This window comes from Cytobacillus gottheilii (genome assembly GCF_018582665.1).
GTDB lineage: Bacteria > Bacillota > Bacilli > Bacillales > Cytobacillaceae > Cytobacillus > Cytobacillus gottheilii.
The window spans coordinates 73,630-97,500 of record NZ_CP071709.1 but is presented as its reverse complement, the minus strand read 5'-3'; the positions used below and the strand labels follow the sequence as shown (position 1 = coordinate 97,500).

Here is a 23,871-nt window from a genome sequence, read left to right as displayed (position 1 = left end):
TACCTGAACTTCAACCTGGACATGGGTAGATCACCTGGTTTCGGGTCTACGACCACATACTCATTCGCCCTATTCAGACTCGCTTTCGCTGCGGCTCCGTCTTATCAACTTAACCTTGCATGTAATCGTAACTCGCCGGTTCATTCTACAAAAGGCACGCCATCACCCGTAAATGGGCTCTGACTACTTGTAGGCACACGGTTTCAGGAACTATTTCACTCCCCTTCCGGGGTGCTTTTCACCTTTCCCTCACGGTACTGGTTCACTATCGGTCACTAGGGAGTATTTAGCCTTGGGAGATGGTCCTCCCTGCTTCCGACGGGATTTCTCGTGTCCCGCCGTACTCAGGATCCACTCTGGAGGGAACGAAGTTTCAACTACAGGGCTTTTACCTTCTCTGGCCGGCCTTTCCAGACCTGTTCACTTACCTCGCTCCTTTGTAACTCCGTGTAGAGTGTCCTACAACCCCAAGAGGCAAGCCTCTTGGTTTGGGCTAATCCCGTTTCGCTCGCCGCTACTCAGGGAATCGCGTTTGCTTTCTCTTCCTCCGGGTACTTAGATGTTTCAGTTCCCCGGGTCTGCCTTCAATACCCTATGTATTCAGGTAAAGATATCATCCCATTACGGATGATGGGTTCCCCCATTCGGAAATCTCCGGATCAAAGCTTACTTACAGCTCCCCGAAGCATATCGGTGTTAGTACCGTCCTTCATCGGCTCCTAGTGCCAAGGCATTCACCGTGCGCCCTTTCTAACTTAACCAGTGTTTATGGTTATGCTCTTACTTAAAATAAATAAGAGAGAAAAAACTAAGATGGCGATTACTTGGTAATCTTCTTCTATTGCATTATCTAGTTTTCAAGGAACAAGTTATAACGAGAGATTGCTCTCTCAAAACTGAACGAACAAATAAAGACGTCTTTTAATGAAGATAAACTTCATTTCATCCTTAGAAAGGAGGTGATCCAGCCGCACCTTCCGATACGGCTACCTTGTTACGACTTCACCCCAATCATCTGTCCCACCTTAGGCGGCTGGCTCCAAAAGGTTACCCCACCGACTTCGGGTGTTACAAACTCTCGTGGTGTGACGGGCGGTGTGTACAAGGCCCGGGAACGTATTCACCGCGGCATGCTGATCCGCGATTACTAGCGATTCCGGCTTCATGCAGGCGAGTTGCAGCCTGCAATCCGAACTGAGAATGGTTTTATGGGATTGGCTAAACCTCGCGGTCTTGCAGCCCTTTGTACCATCCATTGTAGCACGTGTGTAGCCCAGGTCATAAGGGGCATGATGATTTGACGTCATCCCCACCTTCCTCCGGTTTGTCACCGGCAGTCACCTTAGAGTGCCCAACTGAATGCTGGCAACTAAGATCAAGGGTTGCGCTCGTTGCGGGACTTAACCCAACATCTCACGACACGAGCTGACGACAACCATGCACCACCTGTCACTCTGTCCCCCGAAGGGGAACGTCCTATCTCTAGGAGTGTCAGAGGATGTCAAGACCTGGTAAGGTTCTTCGCGTTGCTTCGAATTAAACCACATGCTCCACCGCTTGTGCGGGCCCCCGTCAATTCCTTTGAGTTTCAGCCTTGCGGCCGTACTCCCCAGGCGGAGTGCTTAATGCGTTTGCTGCAGCACTAAAGGGCGGAAACCCTCTAACACTTAGCACTCATCGTTTACGGCGTGGACTACCAGGGTATCTAATCCTGTTCGCTCCCCACGCTTTCGCGCCTCAGCGTCAGTTACAGACCAGAGAGTCGCCTTCGCCACTGGTGTTCCTCCACATCTCTACGCATTTCACCGCTACACGTGGAATTCCACTCTCCTCTTCTGCACTCAAGTCCCCCAGTTTCCAATGACCCTCCACGGTTGAGCCGTGGGCTTTCACATCAGACTTAAAGGACCGCCTGCGCGCGCTTTACGCCCAATAATTCCGGACAACGCTTGCCACCTACGTATTACCGCGGCTGCTGGCACGTAGTTAGCCGTGGCTTTCTGGTTAGGTACCGTCAAGGTACCGGCAGTTACTCCGGTACTTGTTCTTCCCTAACAACAGAGTTTTACGATCCGAAAACCTTCATCACTCACGCGGCGTTGCTCCGTCAGACTTTCGTCCATTGCGGAAGATTCCCTACTGCTGCCTCCCGTAGGAGTCTGGGCCGTGTCTCAGTCCCAGTGTGGCCGATCACCCTCTCAGGTCGGCTACGCATCGTTGCCTTGGTGAGCCGTTACCTCACCAACTAGCTAATGCGCCGCGGGCCCATCTGTAAGTGATAGCCGAAACCATCTTTCAGCTTAAGGACATGAGTCCAAAAGCATTATCCGGTATTAGCTCCGGTTTCCCGAAGTTATCCCAGTCTTACAGGCAGGTTGCCCACGTGTTACTCACCCGTCCGCCGCTGACTTCAGGGAGCAAGCTCCCATCTGTCCGCTCGACTTGCATGTATTAGGCACGCCGCCAGCGTTCGTCCTGAGCCAGGATCAAACTCTCCAAGAAAGAGTTGATTAGCTCTTGTGTACATAATGTACATTGTTGATTCCGAAGAATCTTTTTTAAACGTTGACGTTTTATTGTTCGTTCAGTTTTCAAAGAGCAATTTTTGTTGTTCGTTTGTCACGAGTGCGACTTTTAAATATTATCACAACCAGGTGATCAAGTCAACAACTTTTTAATTTATTTTTTCGTTTGTGCCGCTCTCTCGCAGCAACAGATATTAATATACCACCATACTGACGAGTGTGCAACATGTTTATTAAACTTTTTTTCATAAATGATAATAAAAAAATATTCATATAATTCACTACACCAATTTATATGATAAGAAGAATCTAAACCAACTCACTTCAATAATAGATGGCCTTGACTCACACCTTCTTATATAAAGAAAAAAGACAGAGCATCTGCCCTGTCTTTTCCTATACTATAGATTAGCGGTGACGCATTAACGGGAATAAAAGCACGTCTCTAATAGAAGGAGAGTTTGTTAAGAGCATGACTAGACGATCGATGCCGATCCCCAATCCGCCTGTTGGCGGCATACCATACTCTAATGCTTCAATAAAGTCATCATCCATCATATGTGCTTCATCATTACCCTGCTCACGCTCTTTTAATTGTGCTTCGAATCGTTCACGCTGATCAATTGGATCATTGAGCTCCGTGAAAGCATTAGCATGTTCGCGAGCCACAATGAATAACTCAAAACGATCTGTAAAACGCGGATCTTCATCATTTTTCTTTGCAAGAGGAGAGATTTCAACCGGGTGACCGTATATAAAGGTTGGCTGAATTAACTTCTCTTCTACCTTTTGTTCAAAGAATTCATTTACAATATGGCCGTATAGCATATGTTCTGTAATCTCAACACCATGCTCCTTCGCAAGAGCCCCAGCTTCTTCCTTGCTCATTTCTTTCCAGAAGTCTACCCCTGTATATTCTTTAATGGCATCTACCATATGAAGTCTTGTCCATTCTGGTGTTAAGTCTACTTCATAGTCACCATACTGAATAACCGTTGTGCCAAGAACCTGTTTTGCAATATGAGCAATCATGTTTTCTGTCAGACTCATGATATCTCTGTAATCCGCATATGCTTCATACAGCTCAATCATCGTAAACTCAGGGTTATGACGAGTAGATACCCCTTCGTTTCGGAAAACGCGGCCGATTTCATAAACCTTCTCAAGTCCGCCAACAATCAGTCTTTTAAGATGAAGTTCGATGGCAATACGCATATAAAGCTGCATATCTAGAGCATTGTGATGTGTAATAAATGGTCTTGCAGAAGCTCCGCCAGCAATTGAGTGCATCATTGGTGTTTCAACTTCAAGATAGCCATTAGAATCAAGATAGCGTCTCATTTCTTGGATAATGCGGCTTCTGGCTACAAATGTTGCTTTACTTTCCTGACTCATAATAAGGTCAAGGTAACGCTGACGATAGCGCTGCTCAACATCCTTAAGTCCATGGAACTTCTCAGGAAGCGGACGCAGAGATTTTGTTAAAAGAACAAATTCTTCTACTTTAATTGAAAGCTCCCCTACTTTAGTTTTAAAAAGTGTACCAGTAACCCCTACAATATCCCCAAGATCAGCAGTTTCAAAGATAGCGTAGCTTTCTTCACCAATCGCATCCTTACGTACATAGATCTGAATTTGACCAGTCAGATCCTGGATATGAGCAAATCCAGCTTTCCCTTTTCCGCGCTTTGTCATGATTCTGCCCGCTAAAGTGACAGAAACATTCTTCTCTTCAATCTCTTCTTTTTCAAGACCGCCATACTGATCTATTAAAACATCGGATTGATGTGAACGGTCAAAGCGCTTGCCGAAAGGATCCATTCCTTTATCACGCAAGTTTTGCATTTTTTCGCGTCTTACTCTTAACTGGTCATTTAATTCTTCATGACTCTGACTCACTTATATCATCTCCATTTTTTCATTCGTGAAATATGTAACGCACTAGGCGAAGTATCACATTTTCAGTACATGTTTATTATTTTACACAATATGATTCAAACAGACAGCATAATTGATTATAAAATTGAATGTTCTAGTACTTTTATTTCCAATAAACTTGAAGTTAAAAAGCACTTTCCAGCTTGGATAATAAAAAACTGCCAGTTCATCCACTGGCAGTTGTCTAATCAAAGCTATTATAGGCAAAGAAATTTTCCATGTCAAACAGCATTAGCCAGCCTGTGACTCCATGCGCTCTTTTTCTTCCGCATCCAAGACAATCGCATTTAAAATGGCAACAAGTTCATCACGAGTATTACTTTCATTAACAGCATTGCGGAATCTTGCATTCCCGCGGATCCCCTTCAGGTACCATGCGGTATGCTTTCTCATCTCTCTTACCGCGATATGCTCGCCCTTCAATGCAACCAGGCGGTCAAGGTGCAGGATACATACATCCATTTTTTCTCGCACTGATGGTTCGTCGATCAATTCACCTGAATCCAAATATTTTACCGTCTGATAGATCATCCAAGGATTCCCTAAGGCGGCCCGGCCAATCATGACACCGTCACAGCCAGTTTCATCAAGCATCCGCTTTGCATCATGAGGTGTTTTCACATCTCCATTTCCAATGAGCGGAATCCCAATGCTTTGCTTTACTTCACGGATAATGTCCCAGTTTGCTGTTCCTTCATACATCTGCACGCGTGTACGGCCATGAAGGGAAACAGCCTTCCCGCCAGCCCGTTCAATTGCCTGTGCATTACGGACAGCATAAATATGGTTATCGTCCCATCCCATTCGCATTTTTACTGTAACCGGCTTTTCAACAGCATCTGTCACCGCTGCAACCATTTCATAGATTTTATCCGGGTCTAATAGCCACTTTGCACCCGCATCACATTTTGTGATTTTCGGCACTGGGCAGCCCATGTTTATATCAATGATATCCGCATTGGTATTTTGGTCAACAAATTTGGCAGCTTGTACAAGCGTATCTTTCTCTCCGCCAAAAATCTGCAGACTAAGCGGTTTTTCCTGTTCGTCGATATAGAGCATATTTAACGTTTTTTCATTTTGAAAAACAATGCCTTTATCACTAACCATTTCCGCACAAACCAGGCCGGCACCAAATTCTTTAACCGTCAGACGAAAAGCAGAGTTGCAGATGCCAGCCATTGGTGCCAGCACAACTCGGTTTTTCATTTCAATATCGCCAATTTTAAGCATAGTGGTACCTCCTTCTTTATCTATTATTATTCCTTTGGAGCAATCTCATCTACTGACGTTTTCAGCACATCACTGATCTTCATAAGGAGCTGCTCGCTCGGCATCCTATTTCCTCTCTCAATTTCTCCGAGGATTGATACTGATATTCCAATTTCGCGCGCAAAGCTTTCTTGTGTAAAACCCTTCAGCTTTCGAAAAGCGCGAATGCGTCTTCCCCATTTTTCCGCTTCCATATTTGAACTCCTTTTTTGTCTGGAATCTCCTCAGCCAATATACGCAAAGGCATGTCCATCGCCGGAAGGGTGATGTCAGGCTTTATCTCTAAAAGAGGTATCATAACAAAAGCTCTTTCTTGTATCCGCGGATGAGGAACAGTTAGCTTCTCTGATTCAATATTGTCTTGATTATATAGCAGAATGTCAAGGTCTATTGTCCGGGGACCCCATTTGATCAGCCGTTTTCTTCCAAGTTCCTGCTCAGCCGCCAAGCATATTTCTAACAATTCATAAGGACTAAGCTCCGTATCTACCTGGATGACCATATTCAGAAACCGATCTTGATCTTCATAGCCCACCGGATCTGTTTCATAAACAGAGGAGTAATTTACCATATTTATTTTTTTATTTGACGAGAGCATTTCAATAGCATCCTGCAAATAAGAGAATCGGTCTCCTATATTAGAGCCTAAAGAAATAAAAGCGGTGTTCATGATCGGGACCTCGTAATCTCTACTGCAACGGATTCATAATGTCCCGGAATAGGAGGATCTGGCTTAATTACTTTTACCGTAAGGGAATCAATTGCACTGAAACGCAGTAATAAAGCTTCAGCAATTGATTCAGCGACCGCTTCAACAAGCTTATAAGGCTTCCCCTCCACAATCTGCTTACAAACTTCATAAAGCTCCCCATAGTTAATTGAATCATCAAGCTGATCGGTTTTTCCGGCCTGGCGCAAGTCTGTTTCTACCGTTAAATCCACGATAAATCGCTGCCCTAGCTTTGTTTCTTCAGGAAAAACGCCATGATATCCATAAAAAGTCATCTTATTCACATAGATTTTATCCATTATATTCACCCTTTCCGCAAAGAGCATCCATCATTTTAGCCATTCTTGCCATTTCCTTTACATCATGAATGCGAATGATTTGGCAGCCCTTCTGTATGCCATAGCATATTGTCGCTCCAGTGCCTTCGGTGCGCTCATTTATCGGCAAATTAAGCACTTGTCCGATTATGCTTTTTTTAGACGTGCCCAGCAAAACCGGATAGCCGATATCGACAAGCTTATCCAGATTCCGCATCATTTCAAGGTTGTATGTTAAATCCTTTGCAAAACCAATGCCCGGATCGAGAATGATTTGTTCATCCTTTACTCCTGCCTTTTTGGCAATCATGATGCTTTCAAACAAATCATTTATGATATCTCGGTGAAAATCATCGTAAGCCATGTCAGATCGATTATGCATTAAGACAATTGGCGCTCCCGTATTTGCTGCAACACTCGCCATGTCTTCGTCCGCTTTCGCTCCCCATACATCATTAATGATATGTGCTCCAGCCCTGATCGCCTGTTTGGCCACCTCTGCCTTATATGTATCCACCGAAATAGGAACGTTAACTCTAGAGGAGACAGCCTCAATCACTGGAATGACTCTCTGAAGTTCTTCCTCTACTGAAACAGCCGTATGTCCCGGCCTTGTTGACTCTCCGCCGATATCAATGATATCGGCGCCAGCATCCACCATCTCCTGCGCCCTGATAACCGCCGCTTCTGCACGGTTATATTTTCCACCATCTGAAAAAGAGTCTGGTGTGGTATTCAAAATCCCCATAATCAGCGTTTTCTTGCCATAATCCAGTGTATAGGGACCACAGTTTAAACTATTTTTTTGCATTCTTTGCCCTCCTATAATTCATGCCGGCTTAACAGCTGTGAGGTTAAACTCTTATACTGATGGGATAAAAGCATCGTATACTTTCCATTCATACCCGGCATTACACCATTTTCAAAAGCTGAAACCGGGACAATTTCCTGAATAGAATTGGTTACAAATATCTCATCTGCCTCGGTAAGAGCTGGAGGCAAATAATGCCCCTCCTCAACTGATAGTCCGTTCCTTTCAGCAAGCCTCATCACAAATAGGCGCGTAATTCCATTTAAAATACCTAAATCGACTGAGGGGGTATAAAGTGTTTCCCCCTTTATCCAAAAAATATTAGAAGCAATTCCCTCTGCAGCAAACCCGCCTGCTGTTAAAAACAACCCTTCCTTTTTTGAGTCATTTCCTAACTCTTGTTTAGCTAAAAGATTGTTCATATAGTGGTGAGATTTTAATCTTATTTCACCTTCAGGCGTATTGCGCCGGAGGTTTAATACTACGACCTGCTTTTCATGGGTAACGGCATGCTCAGGTAATTCCTTCGCAAAAATAATCATATTCGGTTCAGTATATGGTGCCGCTCTTAAACCAATTTGACCTGTACCGGCGGAAATATTCATACGAATATACGCGTTGGACAGTTGATTTTTCTGCAGCAGTTCTTCTAGTGCAGTTTTTACTTCTTCTTCACTGAACTGCCAGCGGATATTCATAGCCTCCAGTCCATGGTGGAGGCGCTCTAAGTGATCTTTCAGCAAAAAGGGATGCCCGTCATAGATCCGAAATGTCTCAAATAGGCCCATTCCATATAAAAATCCATGGTCAAAAGGAGAGATCAAAGCTTCCTCTTGCTTAACCATTTGGCCATTTAAATAGATATACATACCTACACCTCTTTTACTTCAGTAACTCCTGTACAGAAGAAATTTCTCAGCAAATCCTTCCCTTCAGCGGTCATGATCGATTCAGGGTGGAATTGCACTCCCTCCACTGGAAGCTCTTTATGGCGAATGGCCATAATTTCTCCTTCATCTGTCCAAGCTGATACTTCCAGGCAGGATGGCAAGGTTTCTTTTTTAACAATTAACGAGTGGTATCTTGTCGCCGTAAACGGGTTTGACAGTGTATGAAAGACCGTCTGACCATCATGATAAACAGGAGATGTTTTCCCATGCATCAGCTTTTCCGCACGCACTACTTCTCCTCCGAATGCCTGGGCAATAGCCTGCTGTCCTAAACAAACACCAAAGATCGGAATAACCCCTGCAAAAGCAGTGATCACTTCTAAGCTTATACCTGCCTCATTGGGGCTGCACGGCCCTGGGGAAATCATAATATAATCTGGCTTCAGGTTTCTAATCTCTTCGATTGAAATTTCATCGTTTCGTTTTACAACCAATTCATGTCCCATTTCACCTAAATATTGAACGAGGTTATACGTGAATGAATCGTAGTTATCGATCATTAAAATCATTGTAATGCTCCTTTAGCTTCTTCTGCTGCTTCTTTTGCTTTCCATAGAGCAATTGCCTTCTTCATCGATTCTTTATATTCATTTTTCGGATTAGAGTCGATGACAATTCCAGCCCCTGCCTGCACATGAGCCATGCCATCTTTTATAAGCATCGTGCGAATAATGATATTTAATTCAAGATCGCCGCTGAAATTCATCCATCCTAATGAACCTGTATAAACTCCCCGGCGCACCGGTTCGAGTTCCTCAATGATTTCCATCGTACGCACCTTTGGAGCCCCAGTAATCGTACCTCCCGGAAAAGCTGCATCAATTAGATCAACACCATGCTTTCCTTCAGCAATCTTTCCTTTAACATTCGAAACAATGTGCATGACGTGTGAGTACTTTTCAATGACCATAAACTCGTCCACTTCGACTGTTCCATATTCACAGACTCTTCCAAGATCATTTCGTTCAAGATCAACAAGCATCACATGCTCCGCCCGCTCCTTCTCATTTTCAATCAATTCATTTGCAAGCCGGATGTCCTCAAGTTCATCTTTTCCTCGAGATCTGGTGCCGGCAATCGGCCTTGTGCTGACCGTGCTGCCTTTCTTTTTCACGAGCAGCTCAGGTGACCCGCTGACCAGCTCATATTCATCTGTTTGAAAATATCCCATATACGGGGAAGGATTAAGGACTCTAAGCTGATCATATACCTCAATCGCTTTCACATTTAGCGGCTTACTTTGACGAACAGACAAATTGACCTGAAAAACGTCTCCAGCAGCTATGTATTCTTGTATTCTTTCAACAGCCTTTATAAACTCTTCCTCACTCATAGATACTTCCAGGCGCTGTTCAGGAGGATCATGATGTTTCGGTTCCTCTTGTACTTCAGCAGACCCTCGCCACCGTTGCAGCCATAAAGCTTCAAGTTCAGGCAGCTTGTCCGCTTCTTCCTCTTTATATAGCAATAACATCCACATTACTTCCTCTTGATGATCATATACAAACCACTCATTGTGAATTAAAAAATGAATGTCCGGTAAATGAAGATCATCTTCCGAAAGAGCAGGCAGTTTTTCAATGTAACGACCATACTCATAACTAATATATCCAATTGCTCCACCTTGAAAATCGGGGAGTTCACTGATCGGTTCAACTTTATATGCTTCCAGCCACTGTTTCATGCTATGAAGCGGATTCCCTTTGATAATTTCTTTTTTCTCGCCTGTTACAATCTCAAGCTGATGGTCTTTCCCCTTTAAAATCACTTCAGGCTCAAAAGCAGCAATGCTGTATCTTCCGCCTCTGCCGCTTTCCAGAATAACATGCTGTATACATGATTCTGAGAGGAACCTATATCTGCTGTAGAATTGTTTATATGAAATGGATTCCTTTTTTGCGTATATCTTATACCCCATTAAAACACCCTCTTTAAGATAAGTATAACCATCTAAATAATAACATGTTTTTAGCAAGCGAATATTGTTTTGGAAGGAGCCTGCTATAAAAGTAAATTCCATAACTTTCACCTTACCCTTTGCTTTATAGGTTTATAAGAAGTGCGGTATGACATCAGAGCAATTGCTTAAATCATGAATGTACCATTCCTTAAGCAGCAAAAAGACAGCTTTCTGAGAAAGCTGCCTAATACACTCTAGTGAACAATCTTATTCATTTTCAAATTGATATAGCGGTGTGCTTAAATATCTCTCACCGTTACTTGGAATGATGGCAAGAACCTTTTTACCTTTGCCTAGTTCTTTTGCTACCTGTAAAGCCGCATAGATGGCTGCTCCAGATGAAATGCCCCCAAGAATTCCTTCTTCCTTGGCTGCACGGCGGGCATATTCAAAAGCCGTTTCATTTTCGACCTTAATAATCTCATCATAGATTTTTGTATTTAGGATATCAGGAACAAACCCCGCTCCAATTCCTTGGATTTTATGCGGACCCGGCTTCCCTCCAGATAGAACAGGAGAATCAGAAGGCTCAACTGCGTAAATTTTAATATTTTCATATTTCTCTTTTAATACTTCACCTGCACCGGTAATCGTTCCACCTGTACCGATTCCTGAAATAAACGCGTCAAGCTGATCGCCCATTTGCTCTGTAATTTCCTTGCCTGTTGTTAAACGGTGAACTTCTGGGTTTGATTCATTTTTAAACTGCTGCGGCATAAAGTAGCCGTGTTCCTTTGATAGCTCTTCAGCTTTGCGGATCGCTCCGCCCATGCCTTCTGGTCCTGGAGTTAAAACTAATTCCGCTCCATATGCACGAAGCAGGTTGCGGCGCTCCATGCTCATTGTTTCCGGCATAACGAGAATGCTTTTGTATCCTTTTGCAGCAGCCACCATCGCCAATCCAATTCCAGTGTTTCCACTTGTCGGCTCTATGATGGTATCTCCTTCTTTAAGACCACCGTTTTCTTCTGCTGCTTCAATCATTGCAAGAGCAATTCGGTCTTTTACACTGCTGCCAGGGTTCATGTATTCTAATTTTAGATAAACTTCAGCAGATTCATCTTCAACAATCCGGTTTAACTTTACAATTGGCGTCTGTCCAACTAATTCAGTAATTGAATTTGCTACACGTACCATATTCCCACCTCTTATTCCGAGTATTTTTATTGGTTTTATTAAAACTTACCAATTGATGACTGAAAAGTCAATTATTTTGCAGGGTTGCAGCACTTTTTTATGATAAAAAAGTAAGCACCAGCCTAGTATATATCATACTCCTGCAAATGAGATTCTTTCCGTTTTAACAGAAAAAAATAACACGGAGTTTGTCTCCGTGTTATTGTGTTTCATCATAAAACCATTCTACTTCTGCTTCATCCCAGAAAGGCCTTGCAGACACTGGTGTATCCATCTGCTCAATAGCCAGCTGACGGCGGATTTGTGCTTTTACATCCTGATAATCATAGGACTCTTCTTCCATATACTCATGAAGCAGCACAATCGCATACCCGTCCTCAACTTCAATTGCTTCGCTCCACTCACCAGGCTTTAGTGAACTTATTTCTCCAAGCATTAAATCACTAACATGTTCGGTATCAGCACCGACAAATCCAGCGTCTCCACCTTGGCCTGCGGTGAACTCATCAATCGAGCGTTCCATTGCCAGTACTGAGAAGCTGGACCCCTGTTCAAGCTCTTGCATTGTCTGCTCTGCTTCTTCTTTGGTTTTTACAACAATTTTAGAAATATGATAAGAGTCAGGAAACGTAAACATTGAACGGTTTTCTTCATAATACCGTTCCAATTCTTCCTCTGAAATATCCGCATCTTTTGTCAGCAGCTCTTCTAAAATCAAACTGTTTTCGATTTGCTCAGCAAGCTTCTCTTCATCATATAGGGAGTAATCACCTGCTGGACCATATGCGCTTTTCATCATTTTCATTTCACGATCAATATCTTCCTGTGAAATGGAAATATCATATTTTTCTCCAGCTTGACTAATAACCTCTTCACTTACCAGTTCATCTAATACATCTTTTCCATATTTTAATTCAATCTCACTGAGCCATTCTTGTCTTGTTATTTCCTGATTGCCGATGGTTGCGACAACCTCACTTCCCTTTTTGCTTTCACCGGAAAGAAGAAAGGTGAGAGTGACGCCATTTGTTATGATTAAAGCAGCAATAATCAGCCATAAATGCTGTTTTTTCATTTTTCCCTCTCCCTATAGAAAAACGCTAAAGCTAAGCACAGTCCGTTGGCACAAATGTTTAGTTCTATTTAGCCTGCGCAGCCTCTCTCATTTCCTCTAGCTCTTCCTTAGAAAAGACATAGATTTCATTGCAAAAATGACATTGTACCTCAGCTTGTCCATCTGATTCGATCATATCTGTGATCTCTTCCGCTCCAAGTGTTACGATCGCATTTGAAAAACGGTCTTTTGAACAAGTGCATGTAAAGGCTACAGGCATTTTCTCCAGAACCTTTACTTCGTCTTTGCCTAGCACCTCTTCTAAAATTTGTTCTGGTGTTAAGCCCTTTTCAATCATTTTAGAGACAGGATCGATTTGAGTCAGACGTTTCTCGATATGTGAAATAACCTCTTCCTCTACACCTGGAAGCAGCTGAATAATAAAACCGCCAGCAGCTAAAATGGTGTTATCAGGATTGACAAGCACACCAACCGCAACAGAAGAAGGCACTTGTTCTGAAGAAGCAAAATAATAGGTGAAATCTTCTCCTAGCTCACCAGAAACGATTGGTACTTGACCAGTAAAATGTTCACGCATTCCAATATCTTTTATGACCGTTAAAAATCCTTCTGTTCCAACAGCTCGGCGAACGTCCAGTTTTCCTTGTGCATTTAGATCAAAGTGTACTTGAGGATGTGTCACATAACCGCGCACTTCCCCTTTTGCATTGGCATCCACTAAGACAGGACCAAGCGGACCGCCACCCTCAATTTTAACCGTGATTTTCTCCTCGCCTTTTAGCATAGCACCCATCATTACAGATGCAGACATTGCTCTTCCTAAAGCTGCTGAAGCAGTTGGCCATGTTTGATGACGGCGCTGTGCTTCTCCGATGGTTTCTGTGGATGATACTGCGTATGCCCGAACTTGTCCGTTGTAGGCAAGTGCCTTAATTAAATAATCACTCATATTTCAATCTCCTTTATTCAGATGTCATAAGAGCATTTTACAACAGCCCCTATGGCAATCGTTTATGCCTTATCTTTTATACTATCCATGTTGCGTTTATAAATAAGCTGTAATCCTTTTAAGGTTAAAAAAGGATCAACAATATCAATCATCGTGGATTCCTTTGCTATTAATGTAGCTAGACCTCCCGTTGCAATGACTGTTGGCGCAACGGCTGATTCGTCCTTCATTCTTTTTACAATTCCTTCAACTTGTCCAACATAGCCGTAAAAAATACCAGCCTGCATAGCAGAAACTGTATTTTTGCCAACAACTCCATCAGGACGGGCAATTTCAATACGAGGAAGCTTAGCAGCCCTCGAATATAGAGCCTCTGTTGAAATGCCTATTCCAGGGGCAATCGCGCCTCCCATATACTGTTTATGTTCATTTATATAGCAGTACGTAGTAGCTGTTCCAAAATCAACTACAACAAGCGGGCTTCCATATTCATGTATAGCAGCAACCGCATTTACAATTCGGTCTGCCCCTACTTCACGAGGATTCTCGTATTTTATATTTAAACCTGTTTTAATCCCAGGTCCAACAACTAAGGGTTTGAGCTGAAAATATTTTTGGCACATTCTTTCAAGCGAAAACATAATGGGCGGAACAACCGATGAAATAATAATGCCATCGATCTCATTAAAGCTTAATCCTGCATGATCAAATAATGATTTAACCATCATTCCATATTCATCTTCTGTTTTATTACGGTTTGTTTCAATACGCCAGTGATGTTTTAACACATCCTTGTCATATACTCCAAGCACAATGTTCGTGTTGCCTACATCAAAAACAAAAATCACCATTCTCACCACTTTATTTTTATTCTTGCCTATTATACTGCAAACATCATACCATAACTAACAACTGATCGTGTAATTGAAAAATCGTAGGAAGAGAAACAGCAGGAGCTCTGCGGAATTGATATACTGTGAAGGAATGAAAAAATGCCCCAATGTCAATGGCATTGGGGCATTCTGCTATCTATTTGCGCTCTTCATCGATGGCTGGCGGATCAACAGATTCTTCAGGAGAGGTATTCTCTCTGCTTTCTGTGATTTCACCTTCACCTGTTGTTTCTTCTTTTTTCATGTTGATGTTTACTTTCACATCATTAGAAGTTTCGATTTTTTTAGCTGAGCGATCTGGAAGTGTTCCATGATCAACAAGGTGTTTAATTTGTTCAGCGTCAAGCGTCTCAACATCTAATAGCGTATTGGCAATAAGGTCTAGCTTCTCGCGGTGTTCAGTAAGAAGCTGCTTACATCTTTCATAAGACTCCTTAATAATACGCTGAATTTCTAAATCAATTTCGTATGCAATAGCATCCGAATAGTTTTGTTCATTATTGAAGTCTCTGCCAAGGAATACTTGCCCGCCCCCGGATTGACCAAATTGAAGCGGTCCAAGCTTATCACTCATACCGAATTCTGTTACCATTCGGCGAGCAATGCCTGTTGCTCTTTGGAAGTCGTTATGAGCACCTGTGCTCACTTCTCCAAACACAATCTCCTCAGCAACACGTCCGCCAAGCAAGCCGACAATTTTATCAAGCAATTCTGGTTTTGTCATGAAATAACGATCTTCTTTTGGAAGCATAACAGCGTATCCGCCTGCCTGGCCTCTAGGTACAATCGTTACCTTATGAACCATTTCTGCTTCATCAAGCACAACTCCGATCACTGTATGACCAGCTTCGTGGAATGCAACAATATTTCTTTCTTTCTTTGAAATGACACGGCTCTTCTTCGATGGACCAGCAATAACGCGGTCTGTCGCTTCGTCCACGTCCTCCATGTCTACCTTCTTCTTATTTCGGCGAGCAGCTACTAGCGCCGCTTCGTTTAATAAGTTTTCAAGGTCAGCTCCAGAAAAGCCTGGTGTCCGCTGTGCAATGGATTTTAAGTTAACTGATTCATCAAGCGGTTTATTGCGTGCATGTACTCTTAATACCGCTTCACGGCCTGTTACATCTGGTCGGTCAACCGTAATTTGACGGTCAAAACGTCCTGGACGCAATAAGGCAGGATCAAGAATATCTGGACGGTTAGTTGCTGCGATGATAATAATACCTTCGTTTGCACCGAAGCCATCCATTTCAACTAGCAATTGGTTCAGCGTTTGTTCACGCTCATCGTGACCGCCGCCAAGTCCGGCTCCACGCTGACGTCCAACTGCATCAATCTCATCAATAAAGATAATACATGGCGCATTTTTCTTCGCATTTTCAAACAAGTCACGAACACGAGATGCACCGACACCGACAAACATTTCCACAAAGTCAGATCCGCTGATTGAGAAGAACGGTACACCAGCTTCACCTGCCGCAGCACGTGCAAGCAATGTTTTACCAGTACCCGGAGGTCCGACTAAAAGGATACCTTTAGGGATTCTTGCACCGAGTTCAGCAAATTTGCGCGGATCCTTCAAGAAGTCAACAACCTCTACAAGCTCTTGCTTCTCTTCATCTGCACCAGCAACGTCTTTAAAACGTACTTTTTTCTTGCTTTCATCATAAAGCTTTGCTTTGCTCTTCCCAAAATTCATTACTCGGCTGCCGCCGCCCTGTGCTTGATTTAAAAGGAAGAAGAACAGGATAAAAATAATGATAAATGGAATGATTGAGGTGAAAAATGTCACCCAGCCGCTTGTTTCCTTAGCAGGCTGAATATTCACTTCTGATTCATTCCCTGCTGCTAATGCATCAATTCGAGCAAGTACTGAATCGCTATTAGCTACATACGTAATGAATTGATTTTCTTCACCTTCACCTGTTAATTCACCTGTTACGGCATACACGCCTCTTTCAGGCTGCAGGGAAACTGACTCAATTTCACCACTTTCAAGTCTTTGAACAAATTCATCATAGCTCATTGGTTCTGTTGGTTCGTTGCCGCCGTTAAAGAAGCTGACAACCCCTATAATCACTAAAAATATTAATAAATAAAAGATGGTATTACGGAAGATCCGATTCATCCCTTACCTCCTCCCACGGTAAACAAACTACATAGTATAGTATCATAGAAAATCGTGCCAATTCAAATATTTACACTTTTCACACCGGGCTAATTCATGCTGTAAGTAAAGGGCTTACCAAGATTATTTCCTTTTATCTTTCTCTTAATCGTTGCTGCTGTATACCTCTGGTTTAAGAACCCCAATATATGGTAGGTTACGGTATCTTTCAGCATAATCTAAACCATAGCCAACAACGAATTCATCTGGAACAATAAAGCCGACATAATCTGCTTTAATGTCTACTTTTCTTCCAGTAGGTTTATCCAATAGCGTTACAATCTTGATGGATTTTGCTTTTCTGTAGCGGAAAAGCTCTACTAAATAGCTTAATGTTAACCCGCTGTCAATAATATCCTCAAGAATAAGAATGTCACGGCCCTCTACTGAAGTATCAAGATCTTTTAGAATTTTTACTTCACCAGAAGAAACAGTGGAGTTTCCGTAACTGGAAACATCCATAAAGTCCATTTCCAAGTATGTATCCATGCGTTTGAGCAGGTCACTCATAAAAGGCATTGCTCCTTTTAACACACCGATTGCAAGCGGGAAACGATCTTGATATTCATCTGTAAGCTCTTTTGCAAGAGTAGCGATTTTTTCTTGCAGCTCTTCCTCTGAAATCAGTACCTTTTCAATATCATTTTTCATTTTTGTGCCCCCTAGAAGATCATTGCTTTATGTATTTTAAAAGAATATAACAAGAATGAGCATCACCCAGCATAGGCTCATCAGACTTTCTTAAACCCGGGAGCCAAAGAATTTTCCCTGTTGCATCTGTCAGTACTGGCCATTGATCCCTTTCATCCCTTGGAACTTTTTGATCAATAAAGATATCTTTAATCTTTTTTGTCCCTTTCATTCCTCTTAAATCAATTCGATCTCCATTTTTTCTCGTTCGGATAATGAGTGGCATGGGAATACTGTCAGCAGATAAAAGGAGGGATCCGGAATGATCTTTCGCATGTTGGCTGCAGGTAAACTCAAATTCAATACTGCTGCCATTTGGAAGATCAATTTTCCCAGGTTCAAATAACTCATAATGATAGGATGACTGTGGCAAGTCTTTCGTTTGAAATGAAAAACTACATTCCCTATACGAGCGTTTAACAATCAATCCACCTGGCAAATGCAGGACTCCTGATGGGTGAGGATTACGGATTAAAGAAAAAACATTTTCAATATGCACTGCGGATAAAGAAGATGGTTTTTCATTATAAAGATAGTTTAATATTAGTTGAATCCCTCTTCTTTGTAAAGGCATTGGCATATCCAGAAACAAATCAATGGCTAATCTTACTTCGTTATCTTTTTTCTTCTCCATTACTTTATTCATTTCTCTGAAAGTTAATTCCTGCAGCAGATCCTCATCGCTCTCCAAATCCTCACTAAATCGCTGGAACTGTTCATGCATTTGCGGGTTTTCATGTCTCAAAAACGGCAATACATGATGGCGAAATCGGTTTCTGCTGTACGTATCCTTTTCATTGCTAGGATCTCGGCGGGGGTTTAATTGATGCTCTCGGCAATAATCTTCTATTTCTTCTCTGCTAAGGCATAAAAAAGGTCTGATAATGAAACCTCCGGCAAATTTTCTCTCAAAGGGAATCCCTGCTCTAGCTGCTCCTGTGCTGCCTCTTGCAAGCCGCATTAAAATCGTCTCTGCCTGATCATCCCCGTGGTGCCCAAGTGCCAAATAAGTAAAGTTTTCTTTCTCCATCATTTCTGCAAAAAAGCGATAACGACACTCCCTTGCTGCCACTTGGCCACTTTTACCGGTCACTTTCATATAAGCAGGCACGTCAATGCGCTCCATTTTAAAGGGGATGTCTAATTTTTCACAAAACTGTTCAACGAATTGCGCATCTTGTAAAGATTCTTCCCCTCTGAACATATGATCGACATGCAGAGCGAGCAGCTCTATATGAAAGATCGCACTTTTCTCTTTTAAATAGTGGAGCAGCGCTAATGAATCCGGACCTCCTGACACTGCGACCGCAATGCGTTTATGTTGCAGGTCAAAGCCCCGTCTATTGAGAAATAATTTTACTTTTGAATCCAGCATCTTCGTTTCCTCTTTACAGTATTGATAAATGAGCAGGAGAATTGCCTGTATTACTGTCCTCTTTTATACTCCCATTCACCTATATTAAAATCATACCATTCTTATGCTTTGCATCAAAGTCTTGGCGCTTTCATTTAAATTAATTGACCATAAATATAAAGAAAATATAGGCAAGAAATAACGGCGACAATACAGGCTGTTTCAAAAAATCCTCCGTTTTTCCTTTTCCGGACGTTCTGCTGCGTGCGCGTAACCGTGCTGCCTCCAGATACAGGCGGGGGCGATTTTCTATTAACCCTGCTGCTTGCTCTCGGAGCATCACATCTGTTCATTGACTCCAGTAGTGCATGCCTCATTTCTTTAGCTGATAGATATTTACCCATTAAGGCATTTAAAATAACCTCTTCATATTGAATTAGTTCTTTGCTGGTTTGCACTTTCTCCTTTAATTCCGCTATTCCGCCAGTCTTTTTTGTAAATCGATTTGGATAAACTGTATTGATCATAATCATAGCTGCCGCAAATAGGTCATATCCTGGTTCAGCCTTTCTTGTACCGAGATTCCAGTAGCCCCTGTCATAAAACTCTGTAAATTCCTTGATTGCTCTTCCTTGCATGGTCGTCCCGCCAACGTCAATACAGCGCACCTTGGAGGGCGGGCCCGTCACGATCAAATTTTCTGGCTTTAAATCGCCAAACACCCAGCCGCTGTCATGAAGCTTTGCCAGATCATTTAAAAGCTGAAGGATCAGTACAGCTGTCCATGACGGACCCTTTTGCTGAATAAAGGACAGCAAGTCCGGACCATGAATATATTCCATCACATAAAAAGAAATGTTTTTCCCATTAACAGCCCAATCATCAACATCAAGCAAAGAAGGCCCGAGGGCAGACCCTTGGACCTTCGCAAATGATTTAAGCACATTCACTTCGGATGTAATGGACATCCCGTTATCACTCATTTTAATCGCTACTTGCTGATTATTAAACTTTGACAAGTAAACAACGCCATTTGCTCCATATCCAAGCTCTTTTAAAATGACATAACGGTTATTGTGCCATTTCCCCTCTATAACTGTGCCGGAGCGAACGTTAAACTGACTCTTCATAGAATGATTCATCATCACGAGAAAGCAGTCCCCTTAACGACCGTTTTTTCTTAAAGTATTGCAATGCCTCGCGCAGTGCTGGCCCTGTTGGCGTAATGCCGCCTACTGTCAGCTTAGCAAAAATACTATTTAATGACTCCAGCCTTGGTGTCCAATCAAGCAGCTTCTCGACATCCTTCTTTTTCCAGGGAAATACAAAGACCGAGAAGCGATTATCTCCTGACCTGGCGTTTAAACTTAATGATAAATCAAATATCGCTTCTTTCACGGTTGGCAGCTTTTGTTTCATACTTGCACTCGTATCAACTAAGATCAGCACTTCCAGTTCTACCGTTTCACCGAGTTCATCTACCACTTCCATGACCTCGCCTCTTTGCTCAGGCGGTAGATCTTCAACCGTTTTAGAACTCCCTAGAATTTCTTTTAATTCTTTATTAACGACTCCTTGAAGTGTTTGAGTCATCGCCTTTCTTGTCACCATTTGAACCGTTTGTGATAATTGTTTTGCATAAACAACCTGACTCACTCCGCCGCCTGACATGGCGATTCCTTCAATTTCACTCATCCCTTTTTCATCTATCACATCATTTTCCATAACACCAATGACATTAACGGTAATTCCCTGTTCTTTCGCCAAGGCAGCCATTGCAATTGGATCTTCACCTTGATTGGAGCAGCCATCTGTAATCAGCAGAATCTGTTTCAAAGTACCTGTTTTCATCTTTTCCCCTCCATCTCAATTTATTACCATTTTCGACGGTATGAGGTAGAAATATACATGATTTCATTTCATTTAGCAGATCCTAATCAATTTATGCGTATATCTTAATTTGCTTTCTTGCGCATATTTTGCATTGGAATACTCGACCACTTTGGTGTATTATGAGTAACTTTCGATACAACTACTGTCATATCATCTTCTATTCTGCCGGAGCGGGATCGGATCACTTCCTCCATAATTAAATCTGCCACTTCCTGCGGATCAGAGGTCTTTAACTCAGTAATTTTCCGCTTCATCCATAAATCGAAATTCTCAACATGTTTTGGCCCTTCAAATACTCCATCACTCATCATGATCAATAAATCACCTGCCTTCAGCTGCTCGCTGACCACATCGACATCAAACTCTTGTATGATTCCCATCGGGAGATTGCTTGCCTGTATTTTCATCACCTTTGACCCACGCTTAACAAAGCTTGGTGTTGAGCCAATTTTCAAAAATTTCACTTCAGCATTTTGCAGGTCAATCATGGCTAAATCCAGGGTGGAGAAAATCTCATCTGTGGTCCTTAATGACAAAATGGAATTCACTGATTTAATTGCTACCCGTTCCTCTATCCCCGATTGCAGGATTTTTTGAAGGAGCTCGAGTGTTTCTTGGCTTTCTATATGTGCTCTTTCGCCATTGCCCATTCCATCACTGATGGCAATCGCGTATTTTCCGCTGCCTAGCTCAATCGTAGAATGACTGTCACCAGAAATAAAGCCTCCGTCCTTGGCTGCATGCGCCACACTCGTTTCAACTGCATATGCTTTCGCTGAACGGAACGTAACATGACAAAACCCGGTTGAATATGCAGCACACTCCTCTTTGCCGACAAGAATGGTTTCTCCGAGAATATCCGACAGCATCGGTGCAATCAGTTTTTCACATTCCCCATGCCCATTGCAGTATGGGATCGCCATATCAATGTCCACATTGCCCTGCTCTAAGCTGTAGATGTCAACCTGTTCGATTTCTACTCCGAATTCTTGAAGCGCTTCAAGAATCTGCTCTTCCTGTTTATGGTGGTTTTCCCTCTCGCGCTGTATTTCTTTCGCAAAATCTCCCATTACCTCTGAAACACCCAGCAGCTGATCTGCTACAAGTCTTCTGCTTTCATGCACTTGCTTCTTCAATTTTTGATTTGCTTTTAGATAAGTAAGTTCCTGCTGAATCGTCTCTGTCACTTTTTTTGAACGTGTACAATGCTTTTCCCATTCTCTTGCTAGTTTTGCAGATACGATTCCATCGCTGCTATCTATTTCTGTCATAATATCCTTCATATAATCATAGGTTGTATTAAAATTCCTTGCCCAGCAATGTTCCTTTTTAAAGCATGTCTGGCATGTCTTTTCAGTAACATTGCTTAAGAAATAATCAATTTCACGATCTTCATCATCATCCCTGCTGGATGTTGCATCATAGTTAGAAAAGCTTTTTGATAATGCTTGAAACACGTTTGAAAATTGAGAGACTCTTTGAGCTGTAACATCCCGCATCTTTCTCATATAATGCTGCTGCTCTGCCGCATATTCAGGAGTACCTGGTATATGCTTCGCAAGCTTTGAAGTCAAGCTGATCGGCGTAACCAAGAAAATAAAAATAGCAGCACCTGTTTCATAAAGGGTAATCATGAGGTTTCCATTGCCTTCTCCATACATGCCCATTAACAATGTCGCAATCAGAAGTCCTAGAGATACACCCAATTTCCTGCCTTCTTTTAAGAGCCCGCCAAGTAAGCCGGCAAAGGCCAGCAAACTCATATGAAAGAAGCTTGAAATATTGGCAAGACTGAATATTAAGCCTGTTACAACCCCGACGGTAGAACCAACTGTTGCTCCTGCAACAAAGGCAAATAATAAAACCAAATATCTCGACATGATATGCTCAATCGACAAATCGTAAATCGTCCAGCCAATTGTCCCGGTCATCACAGAAGCAAGAATAATAATTAGACAGACAATCTCCTCTGTCTTTAAGGATTGCCTTCTCTTATTAATGGATAACAGCGGCAGCCCCTGCAAAAAGATCATGGTTAAAATAAATCCGAGACTAGCCTCCACTCCCGCCATCATCCCGTTATATAGCGTGACCGTGCTTGTCAGAATAAAACCTTCCGCTATTTTCCCTACTAATAAAATCGCAAAGACATAAAACGGTAGAGCCTTCATTTCATTACTTAGCCACTTTTTTGAGATCCTGAACACAAATAAAAATAGAAAAGATATACTAAAAGCGGATGCAGCATTTTGCACGGATAGTGTAGCCGCACCGGCCGTGAGTCCAACAAGTGCTAAAGGAGCCCGATCCTTCCTTAATAGGTACACAGCTGCGAAAAAAGGAAGCGTAAAAGGGGTCAGCTTAGCTAAAATTAAGGCTCTGCCCAGCAAGAAGCCGATAAATAGAAGGATGTACCCCTTTTTTAGAAAAAAAGTCTCCAGCCATAATTGAAAATTGATAAAGGCTTGTCCAATATCTACCTTAGATCGATTAAGCTGAACTTCCCCGAGCGGCTCTGTCATTGACCTTCCAACCTTTTGCATATATTGCTCACTCCCTATTTAGATTCGTATTGTTTGCAGATCATTATAAAATTCTTAAATAAAAAAGTTTGTCAAAATCGCAGACAAGCTTTATTTTTTCGTTCGACTTGTTTCTCCGAAATGAGCGATTTCTGTACAAAAAATATGGGGAATCGAGGAATGGCGGAGATAGCTGTTTACGATAAAAATGTTCTTATTGATGCTATGCGGCATTAATAGGGAGCAATCTGACAATTTTTTTAGGATTTAAATGAACAATAGAGATATGTATGTTTCGTAGTTTTCTGGCCATTTACTAAAAACAGTAAAGTTCCCTTCAAGTGCATAAAATACTTTATAATTTTTTATTGACACTTCTTATAAAAGTTTGTATGATATTACTTGTGTCTGATTGATACATTTGGCGGTGTAGCTCAGCTGGCTAGAGCGTACGGTTCATACCCGTGAGGTCGGGGGTTCGATCCCCTCCGCCGCTATACTTTTTTAAAAACATGTACTGGCCCGTTGGTCAAGCGGTTAAGACACCGCCCTTTCACGGCGGTAACACGGGTTCGAATCCCGTACGGGTCATCTATAAGAAAAAGCGTCTGGAGAATTCCAGACGTTTTTTTTGTATTTTAATCCTGTTCCCTATCATTCAGACAAAAAAAAAGACAGTCCATAATTG

The 23,871-nt window shown here is 42.3% G+C and carries 19 protein-coding genes, 2 tRNA genes and 2 rRNA genes (1 of these 23 only partly in view); 2 read left to right on the top strand and 21 right to left on the bottom strand.

Annotated features, from left to right (window positions below; all coding sequences use genetic code 11):
• The 21 genes from J1899_RS00485 to spoIIE form a co-directional block, all read right to left on the bottom strand.
• A 23S ribosomal RNA gene (locus tag J1899_RS00485) occupies nucleotides 1-761 on the bottom strand; it reaches 2,173 nt to the left of the window's first position.
• A gap of 191 nt (nucleotides 762-952) precedes the next feature.
• A 16S ribosomal RNA gene (locus tag J1899_RS00480) occupies nucleotides 953-2,502 on the bottom strand.
• Together the 16S and 23S rRNA genes form the textbook arrangement of a ribosomal RNA operon.
• A gap of 431 nt (nucleotides 2,503-2,933) precedes the next feature.
• Nucleotides 2,934-4,424, bottom strand: a complete 1,491-nt coding sequence (gene lysS / locus J1899_RS00475; protein ID WP_080843587.1) for a lysine--tRNA ligase — start codon at nucleotides 4,422-4,424, stop codon at nucleotides 2,934-2,936.
• 270 nt (nucleotides 4,425-4,694) lie between these two features.
• Nucleotides 4,695-5,696 carry a tRNA dihydrouridine synthase DusB gene (gene dusB / locus J1899_RS00470; RefSeq protein ID WP_214476877.1) on the bottom strand — a complete coding sequence of 334 codons (1,002 nt, stop codon included), beginning with the start codon at nucleotides 5,694-5,696 and terminating at the stop codon, nucleotides 4,695-4,697.
• A 26-nt stretch (nucleotides 5,697-5,722) separates the two neighbouring features.
• Nucleotides 5,723-5,929, bottom strand: coding sequence for a helix-turn-helix domain-containing protein (locus J1899_RS00465; RefSeq protein ID WP_080843585.1), 207 nt, complete (start codon nucleotides 5,927-5,929; stop codon nucleotides 5,723-5,725).
• Nucleotides 5,881-6,408 (bottom strand): 2-amino-4-hydroxy-6-hydroxymethyldihydropteridine diphosphokinase, encoded by a 528-nt coding sequence (gene folK, locus J1899_RS00460; protein WP_214478709.1) that lies wholly within the window; start codon nucleotides 6,406-6,408, stop codon nucleotides 5,881-5,883. The genes J1899_RS00465 and folK overlap by 49 nt, the downstream gene beginning before the upstream one ends.
• On the bottom strand, nucleotides 6,402-6,764 hold the full coding sequence (gene folB, locus J1899_RS00455) for a dihydroneopterin aldolase (protein WP_214476875.1): 363 nt from the start codon (nucleotides 6,762-6,764) through the stop codon (nucleotides 6,402-6,404). The genes folK and folB overlap by 7 nt, the downstream gene beginning before the upstream one ends.
• On the bottom strand, nucleotides 6,757-7,593 hold the full coding sequence (folP, locus tag J1899_RS00450; protein WP_214476873.1) for a dihydropteroate synthase: 837 nt from the start codon (nucleotides 7,591-7,593) through the stop codon (nucleotides 6,757-6,759). Before folP ends, folB begins: the two co-directional genes overlap by 8 nt.
• Before the next feature lie 11 nt (nucleotides 7,594-7,604).
• Nucleotides 7,605-8,462, bottom strand: a complete 858-nt coding sequence (gene pabC / locus J1899_RS00445) for an aminodeoxychorismate lyase (protein WP_214476872.1) — start codon at nucleotides 8,460-8,462, stop codon at nucleotides 7,605-7,607.
• Between the two features lie 2 nt (nucleotides 8,463-8,464).
• Nucleotides 8,465-9,052, bottom strand: coding sequence for an aminodeoxychorismate/anthranilate synthase component II (gene pabA / locus J1899_RS00440; protein WP_066441677.1), 588 nt, complete (start codon nucleotides 9,050-9,052; stop codon nucleotides 8,465-8,467).
• The gene (locus tag J1899_RS00435) at nucleotides 9,049-10,461 is read right to left on the bottom strand and encodes an anthranilate synthase component I family protein (protein WP_214478708.1); all 1,413 of its coding nucleotides are present in this window, start codon (nucleotides 10,459-10,461) and stop codon (nucleotides 9,049-9,051) included. The genes pabA and J1899_RS00435 overlap by 4 nt, the downstream gene beginning before the upstream one ends.
• A gap of 249 nt (nucleotides 10,462-10,710) precedes the next feature.
• Nucleotides 10,711-11,640, bottom strand: a complete 930-nt coding sequence (gene cysK / locus J1899_RS00430) for a cysteine synthase A (protein WP_066441684.1) — start codon at nucleotides 11,638-11,640, stop codon at nucleotides 10,711-10,713.
• A gap of 199 nt (nucleotides 11,641-11,839) precedes the next feature.
• Entirely contained in the window at nucleotides 11,840-12,715 is an 876-nt protein-coding gene (locus J1899_RS00425; protein WP_066441685.1) for a peptidyl-prolyl cis-trans isomerase, read from the bottom strand.
• 64 nt (nucleotides 12,716-12,779) lie between these two features.
• Nucleotides 12,780-13,664: an Hsp33 family molecular chaperone HslO gene (gene hslO / locus J1899_RS00420; protein ID WP_066441693.1), complete on the bottom strand. Its 885-nt coding sequence runs from the start codon at nucleotides 13,662-13,664 to the stop codon at nucleotides 12,780-12,782.
• A 62-nt stretch (nucleotides 13,665-13,726) separates the two neighbouring features.
• Nucleotides 13,727-14,512, bottom strand: coding sequence for a type III pantothenate kinase (locus J1899_RS00415; RefSeq protein ID WP_180320265.1), 786 nt, complete (start codon nucleotides 14,510-14,512; stop codon nucleotides 13,727-13,729).
• Nucleotides 14,513-14,693: 181 nt separating this feature from the next.
• A complete protein-coding gene (gene ftsH, locus J1899_RS00410; RefSeq protein ID WP_214476870.1) occupies nucleotides 14,694-16,685 on the bottom strand; it encodes an ATP-dependent zinc metalloprotease FtsH in 1,992 nt (663 codons plus the stop codon).
• Between the two features lie 144 nt (nucleotides 16,686-16,829).
• Nucleotides 16,830-17,375 carry a hypoxanthine phosphoribosyltransferase gene (hpt, locus tag J1899_RS00405; RefSeq protein WP_066441701.1) on the bottom strand — a complete coding sequence of 182 codons (546 nt, stop codon included), beginning with the start codon at nucleotides 17,373-17,375 and terminating at the stop codon, nucleotides 16,830-16,832.
• Between the two features lie 19 nt (nucleotides 17,376-17,394).
• Nucleotides 17,395-18,789 (bottom strand): tRNA lysidine(34) synthetase TilS, encoded by a 1,395-nt coding sequence (gene tilS, locus J1899_RS00400; RefSeq protein WP_214476868.1) that lies wholly within the window; start codon nucleotides 18,787-18,789, stop codon nucleotides 17,395-17,397.
• A gap of 134 nt (nucleotides 18,790-18,923) precedes the next feature.
• The gene (locus J1899_RS00395) at nucleotides 18,924-19,913 is read right to left on the bottom strand and encodes a protein kinase domain-containing protein (protein WP_214476865.1); all 990 of its coding nucleotides are present in this window, start codon (nucleotides 19,911-19,913) and stop codon (nucleotides 18,924-18,926) included.
• Nucleotides 19,882-20,619, bottom strand: coding sequence for a vWA domain-containing protein (locus J1899_RS00390; RefSeq protein WP_214476864.1), 738 nt, complete (start codon nucleotides 20,617-20,619; stop codon nucleotides 19,882-19,884). Before J1899_RS00390 ends, J1899_RS00395 begins: the two co-directional genes overlap by 32 nt.
• Before the next feature lie 104 nt (nucleotides 20,620-20,723).
• Entirely contained in the window at nucleotides 20,724-23,204 is a 2,481-nt protein-coding gene (gene spoIIE, locus J1899_RS00385; protein ID WP_214476862.1) for a stage II sporulation protein E, read from the bottom strand.
• Nucleotides 23,205-23,606: 402 nt separating this feature from the next.
• Here spoIIE and J1899_RS00380 point away from each other — a divergent pair.
• Nucleotides 23,607-23,680: transfer RNA gene (locus J1899_RS00380), tRNA-Met, on the top strand.
• Nucleotides 23,681-23,702: 22 nt separating this feature from the next.
• Nucleotides 23,703-23,774: transfer RNA gene (locus tag J1899_RS00375), tRNA-Glu, on the top strand.
• The last annotated feature ends 97 nt before the right edge of the window (nucleotides 23,775-23,871 follow it).